Source organism: Kiloniella laminariae DSM 19542 (assembly GCF_000374005.1).
GTDB lineage: Bacteria > Pseudomonadota > Alphaproteobacteria > Kiloniellales > Kiloniellaceae > Kiloniella > Kiloniella laminariae.
Map to the genome: position 1 here is coordinate 673817 of NZ_KB893134.1, position 14252 is coordinate 688068.

Annotated in this window: 16 protein-coding genes and 1 tRNA gene; 11 read left to right on the forward strand and 6 right to left on the reverse strand. The window is 52.8% G+C overall.

Annotation, left to right across the window (positions count from 1 at the left end):
• Nucleotides 1-12: 12 nt before the first annotated feature.
• Complete coding sequence (locus B152_RS26270; RefSeq protein ID WP_020590955.1) at nt 13-516, reverse strand: cold-shock protein; 504 nt, start codon at nt 514-516, stop codon at nt 13-15.
• 454 nt (nt 517-970) lie between these two features.
• Between B152_RS26270 and B152_RS0103285 the strand changes: the two genes are divergently transcribed.
• The 4 genes from B152_RS0103285 (at nt 971) to B152_RS0103300 (ending at nt 3697) form a co-directional block, all read left to right on the forward strand.
• Nucleotides 971-1055, forward strand: a tRNA-Leu gene (locus B152_RS0103285).
• Between the two features lie 364 nt (nt 1056-1419).
• Nucleotides 1420-2457, forward strand: a complete 1038-nt coding sequence (locus B152_RS0103290; RefSeq protein WP_020590956.1) for an isopenicillin N synthase family dioxygenase — start codon at nt 1420-1422, stop codon at nt 2455-2457.
• Between the two features lie 6 nt (nt 2458-2463).
• Nucleotides 2464-3093, forward strand: coding sequence for a LysE family translocator (locus B152_RS0103295; protein ID WP_020590957.1), 630 nt, complete (start codon nt 2464-2466; stop codon nt 3091-3093).
• A gap of 97 nt (nt 3094-3190) precedes the next feature.
• Entirely contained in the window at nt 3191-3697 is a 507-nt protein-coding gene (locus tag B152_RS0103300) for a hypothetical protein (RefSeq protein WP_157230788.1), read from the forward strand.
• Nucleotides 3698-3733: 36 nt separating this feature from the next.
• On the opposite strand, the gene B152_RS0103305 is transcribed toward B152_RS0103300, so the two are convergent.
• From B152_RS0103305 to B152_RS0103320, 3 genes are all read right to left on the reverse strand, one after another.
• Nucleotides 3734-4543 carry an ABC transporter permease gene (locus tag B152_RS0103305; RefSeq protein ID WP_020590959.1) on the reverse strand — a complete coding sequence of 270 codons (810 nt, stop codon included), beginning with the start codon at nt 4541-4543 and terminating at the stop codon, nt 3734-3736.
• Nucleotides 4536-5303 carry an ABC transporter ATP-binding protein gene (locus tag B152_RS0103310; RefSeq protein ID WP_020590960.1) on the reverse strand — a complete coding sequence of 256 codons (768 nt, stop codon included), beginning with the start codon at nt 5301-5303 and terminating at the stop codon, nt 4536-4538. Before B152_RS0103310 ends, B152_RS0103305 begins: the two co-directional genes overlap by 8 nt.
• A gap of 109 nt (nt 5304-5412) precedes the next feature.
• Entirely contained in the window at nt 5413-6438 is a 1026-nt protein-coding gene (locus tag B152_RS0103320; RefSeq protein ID WP_020590962.1) for an ABC transporter substrate-binding protein, read from the reverse strand.
• A gap of 379 nt (nt 6439-6817) precedes the next feature.
• On the opposite strand from B152_RS0103320, the gene B152_RS0103330 reads away from it, so the two are divergent.
• Nucleotides 6818-7357 carry a DUF2975 domain-containing protein gene (locus B152_RS0103330; RefSeq protein WP_020590964.1) on the forward strand — a complete coding sequence of 180 codons (540 nt, stop codon included), beginning with the start codon at nt 6818-6820 and terminating at the stop codon, nt 7355-7357.
• A 9-nt stretch (nt 7358-7366) separates the two neighbouring features.
• Complete coding sequence (locus tag B152_RS0103335) at nt 7367-7573, forward strand: helix-turn-helix domain-containing protein (protein ID WP_020590965.1); 207 nt, start codon at nt 7367-7369, stop codon at nt 7571-7573.
• 9 nt (nt 7574-7582) lie between these two features.
• Here B152_RS0103335 and B152_RS0103340 read toward each other — a convergent pair whose 3' ends face one another.
• A complete protein-coding gene (locus tag B152_RS0103340; protein WP_020590966.1) occupies nt 7583-8500 on the reverse strand; it encodes a LysR substrate-binding domain-containing protein in 918 nt (305 codons plus the stop codon).
• A gap of 127 nt (nt 8501-8627) precedes the next feature.
• Between B152_RS0103340 and B152_RS0103345 the strand changes: the two genes are divergently transcribed.
• A complete protein-coding gene (locus tag B152_RS0103345; RefSeq protein ID WP_020590967.1) occupies nt 8628-9041 on the forward strand; it encodes a VOC family protein in 414 nt (137 codons plus the stop codon).
• Nucleotides 9038-9973 (forward strand): 2-hydroxyacid dehydrogenase, encoded by a 936-nt coding sequence (locus B152_RS0103350; RefSeq protein WP_020590968.1) that lies wholly within the window; start codon nt 9038-9040, stop codon nt 9971-9973. The genes B152_RS0103345 and B152_RS0103350 overlap by 4 nt, the downstream gene beginning before the upstream one ends.
• 15 nt (nt 9974-9988) lie before the next feature.
• On the opposite strand, the gene B152_RS0103355 is transcribed toward B152_RS0103350, so the two are convergent.
• A complete protein-coding gene (locus B152_RS0103355; protein WP_020590969.1) occupies nt 9989-11176 on the reverse strand; it encodes a BaiN/RdsA family NAD(P)/FAD-dependent oxidoreductase in 1188 nt (395 codons plus the stop codon).
• A 67-nt stretch (nt 11177-11243) separates the two neighbouring features.
• Between B152_RS0103355 and B152_RS0103360 the strand changes: the two genes are divergently transcribed.
• From B152_RS0103360 to B152_RS22310, 3 genes are all read left to right on the forward strand, one after another.
• Nucleotides 11244-12041: an NnrU family protein gene (locus B152_RS0103360; protein WP_020590970.1), complete on the forward strand. Its 798-nt coding sequence runs from the start codon at nt 11244-11246 to the stop codon at nt 12039-12041.
• Between the two features lie 104 nt (nt 12042-12145).
• Nucleotides 12146-12499 carry an arsenate reductase gene (locus B152_RS0103365; protein WP_020590971.1) on the forward strand — a complete coding sequence of 118 codons (354 nt, stop codon included), beginning with the start codon at nt 12146-12148 and terminating at the stop codon, nt 12497-12499.
• A gap of 9 nt (nt 12500-12508) precedes the next feature.
• Complete coding sequence (locus tag B152_RS22310; protein WP_020590972.1) at nt 12509-14245, forward strand: RsmB/NOP family class I SAM-dependent RNA methyltransferase; 1737 nt, start codon at nt 12509-12511, stop codon at nt 14243-14245.
• Nucleotides 14246-14252 lie beyond the last annotated feature (7 nt).

Consider the following 14252-nt stretch of genomic DNA (forward strand, 5'->3'; position numbering starts at 1 on the left):
GGAAAAGTTTTATTATTCGATCAATTGCGCCAGTGTCGCCAGTGGACCCTTGTCTCCATCTTCGATTTCCATTCTGATTCGCTGGTTCTGGGCGATGCGGAAGATGCCGGATCTTTCCAGAATGCGGGCGGAGATAAAGATATCCCGGCTGCCGTCATCAGGAGCAACAAAGCCATAGCCCTTGTCGGCATTGAAGAACTTGACCACACCGTCGATGGTGGGCAGCCCACTCTCGCTGCCTGGCGGCGGCGGTGGTTCCGGCAGGGATTCGACCCGGTGGATATGTTTGACCTGCAGGCCCTTGTCTCCGTTGGTCAGATCACAGACCAGTTCAGCTCCTTCGGGCAGAGATCGGTGGCCTGCCCGTTCAAGAACCGAAATGTGGAGGAACGCATCGGGCAGGTCTTCTCCCGCCTGGACAAAGCCAAACCCTTTGGTGGCATTGAACCATTTGACGCGGGCTTGAATGTCAGGCAGTTCGATTTCTGCCTGGTCGAGTGTACTGGTTTCCAACATGGCGCACGGTTACTCCCGGACTGACCTCTCTGTTGAACCTGCCAGCTATCCCTCCCTGTCTGCTGCAGGGCTTCCCGGGAAATCACCGGGAGGATGTCTCGCAAGCTTGGAGGGAAATGTTCGTCTTTGATCGGCCAGAACGTTGAAAAGCTTCCCCCCAGAACCTGGCCGTTGGAACAGATCATACCCTTAATTAAGGGTTAAGTTCCAGTGACACTTTACTAAAATTTGCGAAAGAAGGCAAAAATGCAGGTTTGGCGTGTGAAATGCTGCCTTCTCATGGTCGCAGGTGCCAGTTGCAGAGGCGATGATGATGAGAAAAAGCTGAGCTAGCTAATGCTGTCGGAATGATATCGACAGGGAGTATCTGTGCTGGAGAGCGACAGGCCGGATTTATTTTTACAAAGGAGACTTGCCAAAGACGCTGGCATAAGTAATATGCGCATCCACGAGAGCCCCCGTGGCGGAATTGGTAGACGCGCGTGACTCAAAATCTCGTATCTTCGGATGTGCCTGTTCGAGTCAGGCCGGGGGCACCAATAATTTGAAAAATAAAGAGGCTTGAGCCAACCGCTCGCCTCTTTATTTTTTTGTCTGGAGCAATTCTTCCTGACGTCTTTTCTGTCGTGACGCCACTGCTGTGGCATTTCTGTGTGATGAGCGAAATTGTTCCCGCCCAAAATCACATTCATGGTTGAAATTTTAGCTATTGCTTATAATACTTGAGTGTTCGCGTCAGGAATGATGGTCACAGCCTTTTTCAGCGCTTTGAGCTGGAACGGCGCTGTGATTTTTACGTTGAACAGGAGGTATCCCTAGCAAGGCCGGAAAACAAACAGCAAAACAGGCCGGGAGTAGTCCGAAGAGGGCACGACAGGGATGGCGGGAGAATAGAGGGGTCTTATGGGTAGTCTCCCGGTGATTGATATTGCGCCACTTGCAGGAGATGATCCGCGGGCGTTTCGACGGGCTGCCGATCAGTTGGGGCGGGCGGCGCGCGAGGTCGGCTTTTTTTATATCACCAATCACGGGGTTTCTCCGGATCTGATTGCCCGTGCCTATGGGGCGGCGGAAGAGTTTTTTGCCCTGCCGGACGAAATCAAATGGCGCTATTACATTGGCAAAAGTGCCAACCATCGTGGCTATGTCCCCTTTACCGACAAGGGGGCTTATGATGATGAAGATCACCGCAGTTATGAAGCCTTTGATCTGGCGTTTGAATTGCCGCGGGATGATCCGGATTATCTGGCGGGAAATCTGTTGCTGGGGCCAAATGTCTGGCCTGAATCCACGTATTTTCGTGAAACCATATCGACCTATTACCAAGCAATTTCCGGGGTAGGTTTTCGCCTTTGTTCGGCGCTGGAGCTGCATCTGGGTCTGGCGCGGGGAGAAATGACCAGCCTGATGCGCAAACCGATTGCCCAGTTGCGGTTGCTGCATTATCTGCACAGCCGCTCCAGCTTTGTGAAAAAGAGTGTCAACATGGGGGCGCATACAGATTATGAATGCCTGACGCTGCTGCATCAGCGGCAGAAGGGCCTGCAGATTCTTGATTCTGGCAACAGCTGGACCGATGTGCCGGTCATGCCAGAGAATTATATCGTCAACATCGGCGACATCATGGAAGCCTGGAGCAACGGAGCTTTTCGCGCGACCCCGCACCGGGTGCTCAACCTTGCGCCGGAGCGTTTTTCCATGCCTTATTTTGTTGCCCCGGACTATCACACGCTGGTCAAGCCGTTTGAGCGCTTGATCTCACCAGAAAATCCGCCAAAATACGAAAGTTTTCTGGCGGGCATGCATCTGGAACGCATGTTGCGGCGGGATTTTTCCTATCTGCGCGAGCGCAAGAAGGATTCGCTGTTTCCGCTGCCGGGCAGCGATCTTGCCGACTTTCGCAATCCTTTTGAAAACCGTATTACTGCATTGAAGAGTTGAGGTGTGATGCCCAGTCTGGATACCATTATCGCTGTAACAATTGCCGGTTTGTGGCTCAGCGCGACACCGGGTCCCTCCATGCTTTATGTGGTCTCCCGGACTGTGGGACAAAGCCGCTCTGCCGGGCTGGCTTCGGCAATTGGTCTGGGGCTCGGCGGGGTGATTCTGGCATTGATCGCGGTGCTGGGGCTGGCCGTGGTTTTTCAGAAATCCTCGCTGGCTTATAACCTCTTGACCTTTGTCGGGGCTGGTTATCTGACCTATCTCGGCCTGATGATGATCCGGGAAGCGATCAGGGGAGACCAGCGGACCCTGTGTGTGGAGAAGGTTGAGCAGGCAAGTTTTATCCGGATTGTCTGGCAGGGCATTCTGGTCGAGGTGCTTAACCCCAAGACAGTTCTTTTTTTCCTCGCCTTTCTGCCACCCTTTGTCGATACCAGTCGTGATGATGTGATGCTGCAGATGCTGGTTCTGGGTATTCTGGTGCCCCTGACAGCCCTGCCTTCGGATATTCTGATGGCTTTTGCCGGGGGCTGGGCTGCCGGACGAGTCAATAACAACCCGGGCATCAAGCGGTTGTTTTCTCTTAGCGGTGGCCTGTTCCTGATCGGAATTGCGATCTATCTGTTTATCTGACCGTTTCCTTTTGAAGGCGCAAGCAAGGCGCTTGGCTTCGCAGATCAACCATCAGCGTGAAGCGGTAGCAGATATCTTTGCGCAATAGGTTCGACTGATGAAATCCTTGGTGATGGTGCCGAGGAAGTGGAGAGAGTTTAAGGAATTGGAAAAGCTAGATTCGGTGCGAGCGCAGGTGTTGGCAGAGTTGGCCAAAGAGCAGGGAAGCCAGTTACGTTTTATGGCGGATCTGGATCTGCGTCTGGTATTCGGATATCTCACAGCCCAGTTTATTCTTGTTGGCTGGATCTCGGCACAACAGTCTCTGACCTTGTCCTTGGTCTGGGCGATTCTGCTGGTGAATGCCCTGCTGTTTTGTGTGATTGTTCTGTTGCTGGTACGCCATGGCCGCCGTCGGCATCAGGCATCCTTGACACTGCGGAACATCGACATCGCGCTGCAGCTTTATGACGAAGGGGCCTATTTTGACGGGCGGATCAAGAATCCAGATCGCCAGCGCAGCCGAAACCCGCTGCTGCTGTACTGGCACCCGATCTATATCGGCATCTGTTCTGTCGCTTTTGTCGTTGTGACCCTGCTGATCAGCTTCACGCGTTTCGCCTAAATCCGGATGACGGGAAATCGGCAAAGCAGGTGGGGTTTATGTGCGCCAACCGAGCAGCCATTTTTCCAGCAAGCCAATTGCCGCACTCATGCCCAGCCCCAAAAGCGAGAGAATGGCGACGCCTGTGAAGAGACGTTCCAGATTATAAAGTGATCCCGCTTCGAGGATATAAGCCCCGATCCCGTATTCCGCGCCGAGCATTTCTGCAGCGACCAGAAGAATGATGGCGATTGCCAGGCTGATTCGCAAGCCAGAGAGAATACCCGGCATGGCACCTGGCAGAACAATTTTCCGGACGATCGAGAACCAGGAGAGGGAGAAACTTTGTCCCATGCGAATCAGGGAACGATCGACGTTGTCAACGGCACCGTAAGTGGCAACAACCGTCGGCGTGAAGGTACCAAAGGCAATGAGCGCATACTTCGAAGTCTCGTCAATGCCAAACCAGATAACAAACAGTGGTAGCAGGGCGATTTTGGGAATCGGAAAGATCGCGGCAACCAGTGGAACAAGCCCGGCGCGGAGCAGGGAAAAAAGACCGATCAGGATGCCAATACCAATGCCAAAGCTGGCACCGATGGTTGCGCCAATCAGCAGGCGGCTGAAGGAGGGAACAAGATGTTTCCAGAGCAGGCCGCTGTTCCATAGGTCAATAAAGGTAGACAAGACATCTGACGGGCGCGGCAGGGTGAGCGGTGTGATGAAGCCGCTACGGGTTCCCATTTCAAGCAGGGCGATCAGGGCAATGAAAAGGGCTGCACCAGCCCAGCGGTTTGGTCTTGGGGCGAAGCCGCCGCCTCGGAACAGGACTGTCTTCGGCGGATTTTCTTGAGATATCTCAGGCATTGACCAACTCCTGATCTGCGGCCATGGCTTCATCGCGCATCAGATTCCAGAGGTGTTGCTGCTGGCGCTCCAGATCGGGATGTCCCAGAGTGCGTTCCGCGAGGGGGATGTCGATATCTACGACTTCACGAATACAGCCGGGTCGGCGGGAGAGCACGACAACAGCATGCCCCAGTCGTACGGCCTCGTTGAGGTTGTGCGTTACGTAAACCGCGGTGAAAGCTTCTCTGGTCCAGAGATTGACCAGATCGTCCATCAACAACTCCCGAGTTTGGCTGTCGAGGGCGGAAAGCGGTTCATCCATCAGCATCACGGCAGGCTTGACGGCAAGGGCGCGGGCAATGGCAACCCGCTGTTTCATGCCCCCAGACAGTTGTTTGGGAAGGGCCTGGCGAAAATCGGTCAGCTTTGTGCGGGTCAGAACGTCGGAGATGATGACTTCGGTTTCCCGGTTTGTGATGCCGTGGTCTTCCAGGACCAGACGGATATTGCCTTCGACGCTGCGCCAGGGAAGCAGGGCAAAGTCCTGAAAAACATAAGTGAGCGGATTGAGACTGTCGCCAGGCGGATCACCAATCTGTACCACCTGACCTGTGCTTGGGCGTTCAAGCCCGCCAATCAGCCGCAGCAGGGTTGATTTCCCGCAGCCGGACGGTCCGACAATACAGACAATTTTTCCGGCAGGAATGTCGAGGTCAATATCCTGCAAAACGTCTGTTGCGCCATAGCGATGGCCAATTTTTTTTAATTGCAGGTTCATGAGGTTTCCTGTGTCGGGCGCTGTGCTGTTTGGGGAGAAGGGGCAAGCTGAACTGTTCCTGGTCTACCTGCCCCTTCCTCTCTATGCTGTCCTTGCGGAGCAATCGTGATCACTTTGTGACGTAGGAACTGTCGACGAGGGTTTCGTAGGTTACGCTGTCATTGATCAGCTTTTCCGATTTGAACCAGTCCAGTTGATCCTGAACAGAGGCAGCATTCAGGGCGGCATTCGGGCTGATGCGCATCGCGCCGTTGCGAATGCTTGGTTCTGCCTCTTCGAAAGGCTTGTCGGCATAGACATACTTGTGGACCAGATTCACCATTTCGAGCGCAGCTTCGTCTCCGGCAGTCTTGTCAACGAGGGCAGCGTTGAAATCCGCGGCACCCCGGGAAAAGGCACGCAGGAAAGCTTCTGTCAGGGGGCGTTTGTTGGCGGCGTTTTCTGCCGAGGTGAATACGACGGTAACCTGATAATCGGGGATATAGTCAGCCACATTACCAATAATGTGAACCGCACCGCTTTTGTCGAGAGGCTTGGCGATATGCGGCTGGATTGTCCAGCCGTCAACCTGGCCTGATTTTAAGGCTCCGATAATGGCTCCGACTTTCTGGAGCGGTTTATAGCTGAGGGTTGTGCCTTCTTTGGCAGCAATCTTTGCGCCCATGTAGTGGAAGGAAGATCCGGCCTGGGTGACGGCCCAGGACTTTCCATCCAGTTTTGAAGGGTCTGTCAGACCAGCCTTGTAGGCAGCATCCGAGACCAGGATTTTCTGCCCGTCAACACCTGCTTCTTCTACCAGTGCGCCGCCGATGACCTTTGCTGCACCTTTTTCTGCGAGCGAAACCAGCCCGCCGGAAATTGCCGTCACTGCATAGTCAACATCCCCGGAGGCAACCGCAACGGCCATAGGCTGGGCAGCCTGAAAAAAACGGAAGGTAACATCCAGCCCTTCGTCTTTGAAATAACCGCGTTCATAAGCCACAAAACTGGCAGCGTGGCTGGTAAAACGTAGGGCGCCAACATTGATTGCGGTGTTTTCGGCATAGGCTGATGTTGCTAGCGAGGGCAAAAAGGCGAGGCCGCTGATCAGACCGAGAAGCTTGAGTGTGTTTCTTTTGCTGGAGATGTTTATCATGGTCTTCCCTGCATGGTGATGATTGGCTGTGGTTCTTTTTTGATTCTGCAATCAGTTTTAAAGCGCGCGGCTGCAATTTAAAAGACCAGTATTTTCAAATGTTTTCCAACGGTGACAATCATTGAGCCAAGCGGGAAGCTGTTCTGGCAACTTACGGGACCAGAAATATTATCCTGAAACTTACTTTGAAATTTACCCTGAGATTTATGGAGTTTGTCCGGGATCTGGCAGGGGGAATCCTTTGAAATAATTAAGCGGATGAAGAATGGACAAGATTTTATCGATAAAAATTTATTGTTTATCGATAATTTTTTCTTGATAAACGGAATTGTTTTTGCTTTTCTGTTTTAGAAATATTTATTCAGAGAGAGTTCTTCAAATGCCCAAAACCAGTCTTGATCGTATTGGCGGTGCCAGTCGGAAATATCGTTTTCTCTTTACCTTGTTGCTTGTCCTGATACCTCTGCTGGATCTGGCCTATTGGGGGTTCTTCAATCATCTGCCTGAAGGGTTCCATGACGATTTGCCTGTGGCGATTACGGGCGAGCTTACGGCTCTGCCGCTTTTGCTGGCGTTTGTGGCCAGTTTGCTTCCTTTATCTGTCACGCTTTATGGTTTGTTTATCTTGAGAAAGCTGTTCGGTCTTTATGAGCAGGGCATAATTTTTGCCGAAGAGAACGTTCGCTGCTTTCAAAAGCTCGGTTATTGTTTCATTGCTTCCGTGGCAGCCGGGTTTCTTTTTACTCCTTTGGCCAGTGTTGCTCTGACCTTTAATAATCTTCCGGGGCAGCGAGAGCTGGTGCTTGATCTGCGCAGTGATGATTTGCTGGCGCTGATTGTTGGCGGCATTATTTTGCTGATTTCCTGGGTGATGGAGGAAGGGCAAAAGCTTGAAGATGAACAACGACACACGGTTTAGGTAAGGTCCATGGCAATTGTATTGAATCTTGATGTCATGCTGGCCAGGCGCAAGATGAAGTCGGGGGAACTGGCCCGGCGTATCGGCATCACCGAACAGAACCTTTCCATCCTCAAGACCGGAAAGGCAAAGGCCGTTCGCTTCACCACACTGGATGCAATCTGTCGGGAACTGGAATGTCAACCGGGGGATCTGCTGGAATTTCAGGAGGATTGAAGCGGGAGTTTATTCGCCGCTGCCGGGCTGTTTGGCGGCGGCATCCTTTAACAGGCCAGACAGATAGGAAATTGCAGTTTCCTTGCCAGAAGCTCTTTTGCGGAGCAACAGGATCTGTCTGGTGTAAGCCGGATCGGGCAGGATAACCTTGTCCAGCTCTAGCCCTTCGGCCCAGGGTGTTGGCCAATTTGGAACAAGGGCAAGACCAAGATCTGAATTGACCAGTACCGCTATGGCTTCCAGAGCATCCAGTTCACAAAACTCCCGGGTCTGAATGTGATGCTCTTTCAGGTACCGATCGACAAGTCTGCCTCCCCAGGCATTGCGGTCATACCGAATAAAAGGCTTTTGTCCGAGCAGGAGATGCAGCTTTTCTGGTTGCCACTTTGTCAGGGGAATCTCTCCGGTTGCGCCGATCAGGCAAAGTGGTTCTTGATTCAGAAGGTCTGCGATCAGAGTTTTGGGCAGAGTAAAAGGTGGTGCAGAAATTACAACAGCATCAAGCTCGTCCTGTAGCAGCCTGTTGTAAAGCTGGGACGAGGTGCCGGGATGGAGTTTGACCTCCAGATCTTCCCCAGGATTCCCCTGTCTGCCCAAGGAACGCAGGACGGAGGGGAGAAGGCTGGTCATGCTGGTCGAGATGGCACCGATCTCAAGACGTCCGGTCAGGCTTTTCTCATTGAGGGACAGGAAGAGTCTGCGTTGCTCATCAAGCAGTTGTCGGGCATGAGGCAAAATACGCTGTCCTGCTTCGGTCAAGACAACAGTTTTGCCTGATCTCGTGACCAGGGAGGTGCCGAGCAAATTTTCCAGAGCCTTGATGCGTTGTCCCAAGGCTGTCGCGGTCAGTCTCTGGGCGCGCGCGGCTTCAGCCAGGGAGCCAAGGCGATCCAGATAGATCAGGCTTTCCAGAAACAACAGATTCAAAGAAAAGCATTCCTTCTGTTTGAAGAAAGAATAATACAGTAATTCTTTTGTTGTGGCTGTGCTAGAAAATCTCGAAAACAGTTGAAATTTTAAAAACGCAAAAAATGTATCAAGTCGGGAGATCCAGATGAAAAGCTTGTTCCATCTTGCCTATAATGTACGTGATCTTGAGGCTGCAAGATCCTTCTATGGAACACTGCTCGGCTGTTCCGAAGGACGTTCAGCGCCGACATGGGTTGATTTTGACTTCTTTGGCCATGAAATTTCCCTGCATCTGGGAGAGCCTTTCAACGTTGCGAACACAGGCCGGGTTGGTGAACATCTGGTGCCCATGCCACATCTGGGGGTGATCCTGCCATACGAAAATTGGCGGGAGCTTGCGGACCGCTTGAAAAAAGCTGACATATCTTTTGTACTGGAACCGATGGTTCGTTTTGAAGGGGAACCGGGGGAGCAATGGACCATGTTCTTTTACGATCCGTCCGGTAATCCGATTGAAATCAAGGGCTTCAAGTCTATGGATAAGGTGTTTGCATCATGACCATTCTGCTGCTGACTTCTGTGCCCCGTGAAGAAGAAGCCCAGTGGCTGTTCTCTTTGCGCGCAGCGCTGCCAGAGGAACAGATCCTGTTGCCTCAGGATTTGTTGGACAAAGCTGCGGTTGATCTTGCGATCGTTGCCAATCCACCCAAAGGCGTGCTGGCAGATCTGCCCAATTTGCGCTGGATCCAGAGTCTCTGGGCTGGCGTAGATGCCCTGCTGGGGGATCCGACCTTGCCATTGGAAGTGCCGCTGGTGCGTTTGGTTGACCCAACCTTGGCACGATCCATGGCTGAAGCCGTGGCGACGCATGTGCTCGTCTTGCACCGGAATCTGCCGCTTTATGCCAGGCAGCAACAACAGGCTAAATGGGAGCAGCACGTATTGGCCCTGGCCGCGGATCGTGTGATCGGCGTGATGGGGCTTGGGGAAATGGGGGCGCTTTCAGCAAAGCAGTTATGTCAGTTGGGTTTCAAGGTGCAGGGCTGGAGCCGTTCTGCTAAATCGATTTCCGGGGTTGACTGTTTTGCGGGACCGGAAAGCTTGCCAGCATTTTTATCCGGGCTTGATGTCCTGGTGAACCTTTTGCCTCTTACCGAAGAAACCCGGGGAATTCTCTCAAAAGAACTTTTTGACCGTTTGCCCAAGGGAGCAGGGGTGATCAATTTCGGCAGGGGCGGGCATCAGGTTGAAGAGGATATTCTGGCTGCCCTGGATGCAGGGCGGTTGTCTCATGCCGTGCTGGATGTTTTTTCTCAGGAACCTCTGCCTGCTGATCACGCCTTCTGGTGTCACCCGGATATTACGCTGTTGCCGCATGTGGCTGCGCCGACCAATCCCCGCAGTGCCGTAGAGATCGTGGCTGACAATATCCGGCGATACAGATCAACAGGTGTGTTACCAAAAACAGTTGAACGTTCAGCAGGGTATTAGGTACTGCTGAAGCAGCTATACGGCTTGCCCAGCGGCATGACCACAGGCCCAGGCCCACTGGAAGTTAAAACCGCCGAGATGGCCGGTGACATCCATGACCTCGCCAATAAAAAACAGGCCGGGCTTGGTCTTGCTTTCCATGGTGGCTGAGGAAAGGTCTTTGGTATCGACCCCGCCCAAGGTGACTTCAGCCTTGGCATAACCTTCATCCCCCGCCGGGGTAATGATCCAGTTATGAATGTCTTCAGCGATTTTGTGCAGCTTTTTACTGCCGAGGTCAGCGGGTGTCCGGTTCTCGGCCTTTCGTTCAACCCATTCCTGGGCAAAGCGTTTGCTCATAAAAGGAGCAAGAACATTGGTCAGGGCTTTCTTGCTGTTTTCTGTCGCAACCAGGTCAGCTTCGATATCTTGGTCCGGCAGCAGGTTTATAGAGATACTTTTTCCGGGCTCCCAATAGGATGATATTTGCAGGATGGCCGGACCGCTGAGGCCGCGGTGGGTGAAAAGAAGGTTTTCCTGAAATTTCTGTTTTTTTACCGAGGCGATACAGTTTTGGGATACACCGCTTAAGGTTTTACAAAACTCTTTGTCGGCCTCGTTCAGGGTCAGTGGCACCAGAGCTGGGCGCAAAGGCGTCAGCGGCACGCCAAACTGCTTCGCGATCCGGTGACCAAAATCTGTAGCACCAATTTTTGGAATAGATAAACCGCCCGTGGCGATCACCAGAGAGTTACAGGTCAGGGGACCATCACTGCTTTCCAGAGAGAATTTTGCGCCTGAGCCCTGTTGCGGCAAGGGACGCACACCTTTGACGGTCACGGGATTTTTGACCGTTACTGATGCAGAGCGGCATTCTGCGAGCAAAAGATCGATTATGTCTTGGGCCGAGTTGTCACAAAACAGCTGGCCAAGGGTTTTTTCGTGCCATTTGATGCCGTGTTTTTCCACAAGGTCGAGAAAATCACGCGGCGTATAGCGTGCCAGAGCTGATTTGGCGAAGTGGCGGTTGTTCGAAAGAAAATCAGCTGCTGTGGTATGGATGTTGGTGAAGTTGCAACGCCCGCCACCGGAAATTCGGATCTTCTCACAGAGCTTGCTGGCGTGATCAAGAATCAAAACCTTGCGGCCCCGCTTTCCGGCTTCAATGGCGCACATCAGCCCCGCTGCACCTGCGCCGATGATGATGACGTCCCAGCTCTGCATCTGTTTTACTCTGTTATGGAGACAAGAGAGAGGGTCATACCTGAAAAGAAGAGAAAATCCAAGGCAGATGCCTTGGGCAGGCTGGCTGGGGCAGAAGAAGCAGGATGAAGACGTGTTAGGGCTGTTATCTGCAGGCGCTGCTGTCATACTGTCGGAAATAATGTCAGATATGGCTTTTGATGGAGCGGAAAGGTGTGTTGATATGCAGGAGGGCGCAGGAGTACCCTTGCAGATTGTCGGTTTATTGGTTTTTGCGGTTTTGCATCTGGCAACCGCGACACGGAGTTTCCGTTCCCTCTTGGTCTCTCGTTTGGGAGAAGGCCTCTACAAGAGCCTGTTTTCTGTTTTATCACTCCTGAGTTTTGCTGCTGCCCTATACGGGTATGCCCGCACCGGGTTTGTACCTTACTGGCCTAATGATGCCGCTGTGGTCCTGCTACAGAGTTTTCTGATCATGCCGTTGGCTATTATCCTGTTGGTCAGTTCCTACGTGTCTCGGGGGACGCAGCGTTTAACCCGGCATCCCATGTTGAGTGGTGTCGCTCTTGCCTGTTTCGGTCATGTGCTGGTCAATGGGGACCAGTCCGCTGTGATCCTGTTCGGCGGTCTGGGGATTTATGCTGTTATCGCGATGGTCTGGAGTGATCAACAGCGTCGTCATTCCTCTTCTGAACAGGATCAGCTGTTCCTGTCCCAGACGGGATATCTGCCAAAGATATCTCGGCTCAAATTCCAGCCTGGTGATACTCTGCCCCGGTTGGGTGTGATGGGGCCAGCGATAGGCCTGGTGGCTTATGGTCTTGCCCTGAGTTACCACGGCCAGCTTATTGGCGTTTCTCCCTTGGCTTCACTGGTGGGCGGGTAGCTGCATTGCATTATCCAGGGTGAAGTTTACTTGCATTTTTCGCATAGATCTTTACCTAGGCATCTATGATGACTGCTCTTGAATAATATGGCTGGAAATAACCGATGTCTGTGACGACCAAAATTCATGGAATCAAAAATTGCGATACCTGTCGCAAGGCGATCAAGATTTTTGCCGGGAAAGCTATACCGCACAGTTATCACGATTTTCGCGCTGATGGATTATCCGAACAACAGCTTGATCGTTGGTTACAGGCTGTTGGTTGGGAAAAGTTGCTGAATCGCCGGGGGACAAGCTGGCGCGCCCTTCCGGATGATGTGAAAGAACGCATTGATGCTGATCAGGCAAAGTCTCTGATGCTGGAAAATCCAACCCTGATCAAACGCCCGGTATTCGAGGTCGGAGATGCTGTTGTCGTTGGGTTCTCAAAAATTGAACAAGAAATATTAGGACTTTAGGAAACGCGCATGGCTGACAGATCTGATCCCAAAAAAAGCGGTAAAGTCCCAAGTGGGCCGGAAAAGCAGCAAGCGCGAAAAGAACGCTTTCTGACCAAGAAAGGTTCAGGCGGAGGCCAATCTGCCTCGGGAAAACCCGCTGATCGTTCTTATGCTGATCGTTCTGGAGAGCGCTCTGGGGGACGTTCTGCTGGCACGGCCTCGGATCGCCCGTATAATCGTTCACGTGATCAAAAATCTGGCGGCAGTAAAACAGGATCCTATACCAAGAGAGTTGAAACTCAAGGAGACGAAAAGAGAACGTCTCCTGCTCTGGAGACCAGAGCTGCAGCCTTGAGAACAGAAGAAGAGCGTCCAAAAAGTGGTGCGCGACCCGGGCGAGATTTTCAGCGGGTTGATCTTCCGTTGGGCCGATTGCTGTTCCATATCCATCAAATTCTGGAAAATGCCTCGGCAACCAATAGCCCGATTGACCGGGAGCTGGCATCCCATTTTGCCAACATAAAGGGTCGTTTGACCGACCGGGATCACAGCCGCATCCGCGATATGGTCTGGGGGGTGATTCGGCGCTATCGTCGGTTGCTCTGGTGGCTTGAGATCAAGGGGCAGACAAAACAGCTGCGCAAACTTTTGCTGGCGGATCTGGCGCTGACTTATAACAAGTCTGTGGCTGATATCACGGCACTTTGTCGTGGCGGTGGCGGATATCTTGCCCGTCTGACAGATTCCGAGGCGCGGGTTTTAAGCTCGATGGAAGGAAAAAGTCTGGCAGAGGAAACCATGCCGGAAGGGGCGATGAACGAATGTCCGCCCTGGGCAGAAAGCGGCATGCGTGCCGTCTTCGGAGAGCGATTTGGCGAAGAAGCCGCGGCACTCAATGGGCCAGCCCCGCTTGATCTGCGGGTTAATCCTTTCAAGGGAAACCGTGAGGATCTGCTGCCGCGTCTGGAAAAAGCCGGGTGCAAGGCTGAAGCTATCGACTGGCTGCCAAATGGTATCCGTGTTCTGGATGACCCGAAGAAAGTACATCTTCCCTTCTATGAACGGGGGGAAATCGAGATCCAGGACGCTGGTTCCCAGGTCTTGTCTGTCCTGGTTGCGGTTGAACCCGGCCAGAGAGTGATCGACTTTTGCGCAGGGGCTGGCGGAAAGACGCTCGCGCTTGCCGCTGATATGGATAACAAAGGCCAGCTGATTGCTGCCGATGTTCATAGCAAACGTCTGGCACGTGCGGCGCAACGCCTCAAACGGGCGGGGGTGTTTAATGCCGAGCGTAAAATCCTTGAAAGCGAACGCGATCCCTGGGTCAAGAAAAACAAGGGCAAGTTCGACCGGGTTTTGATTGATGCACCCTGTAGCGGTACCGGTGCTTGGCGGCGATCACCTGATTCAAAATGGCGGCGTGATGAAGAGGACCTGGCAGAGCTGGTGGCTTTGCAGGAGAGTATTCTGACATCTGCAGCCCGTCTGGTGAAACCCGGGGGGCGTCTGGTCTATGCCACCTGTTCGCTGCTTCCTGCCGAGAATGAAGAGCAGGTAGAAAAGTTTCTTCGCTCCCGGCCCGATTTCAAACTTATGCCTGTAGCCGAAATCTGGGAAGAGCGTATGCCCAAGAAAATGCCGGAACACATCGGCGAAATGCTGCGTCTGAGCCCGGCACGCGACGCAACAGACGGTTTTTTTGCGGCAGTGCTGGTGCGAGAGGATGTTGTTCCAGCCGCTGTTTCGGCTCAGGAAGAAGATTAGGCCACAG

Excerpts from the sequence above, each read along its gene's own strand:
- B152_RS0103330 (WP_020590964.1), top strand. The coding sequence starts at position 6,818 with ATGCCCAAAACCAGTCTTGATCGTATTGGCGGTGCCAGTCGGAAATAT.
- B152_RS0103355 (WP_020590969.1), bottom strand. The coding sequence starts at position 11,176 with ATGCAGAGCTGGGACGTCATCATCATCGGCGCAGGTGCAGCGGGGCTG.
- B152_RS0103300 (WP_157230788.1), top strand. The coding sequence starts at position 3,191 with ATGAAATCCTTGGTGATGGTGCCGAGGAAGTGGAGAGAGTTTAAGGAA.
- B152_RS0103305 (WP_020590959.1), bottom strand. The coding sequence starts at position 4,543 with ATGCCTGAGATATCTCAAGAAAATCCGCCGAAGACAGTCCTGTTCCGA.
- B152_RS0103310 (WP_020590960.1), bottom strand. The coding sequence starts at position 5,303 with ATGAACCTGCAATTAAAAAAAATTGGCCATCGCTATGGCGCAACAGAC.
- B152_RS22310 (WP_020590972.1), top strand. The coding sequence starts at position 12,509 with ATGGCTGACAGATCTGATCCCAAAAAAAGCGGTAAAGTCCCAAGTGGG.
- B152_RS0103360 (WP_020590970.1), top strand. The coding sequence starts at position 11,244 with ATGCCTTGGGCAGGCTGGCTGGGGCAGAAGAAGCAGGATGAAGACGTG.
- B152_RS0103365 (WP_020590971.1), top strand. The coding sequence starts at position 12,146 with ATGTCTGTGACGACCAAAATTCATGGAATCAAAAATTGCGATACCTGT.
- B152_RS0103350 (WP_020590968.1), top strand. The coding sequence starts at position 9,038 with ATGACCATTCTGCTGCTGACTTCTGTGCCCCGTGAAGAAGAAGCCCAG.
- B152_RS0103290 (WP_020590956.1), top strand. The coding sequence starts at position 1,420 with ATGGGTAGTCTCCCGGTGATTGATATTGCGCCACTTGCAGGAGATGAT.
- B152_RS0103320 (WP_020590962.1), bottom strand. The coding sequence starts at position 6,438 with ATGATAAACATCTCCAGCAAAAGAAACACACTCAAGCTTCTCGGTCTG.
- B152_RS0103295 (WP_020590957.1), top strand. The coding sequence starts at position 2,464 with ATGCCCAGTCTGGATACCATTATCGCTGTAACAATTGCCGGTTTGTGG.
- B152_RS26270 (WP_020590955.1), bottom strand. The coding sequence starts at position 516 with ATGTTGGAAACCAGTACACTCGACCAGGCAGAAATCGAACTGCCTGAC.
- B152_RS0103345 (WP_020590967.1), top strand. The coding sequence starts at position 8,628 with ATGAAAAGCTTGTTCCATCTTGCCTATAATGTACGTGATCTTGAGGCT.
- B152_RS0103335 (WP_020590965.1), top strand. The coding sequence starts at position 7,367 with ATGGCAATTGTATTGAATCTTGATGTCATGCTGGCCAGGCGCAAGATG.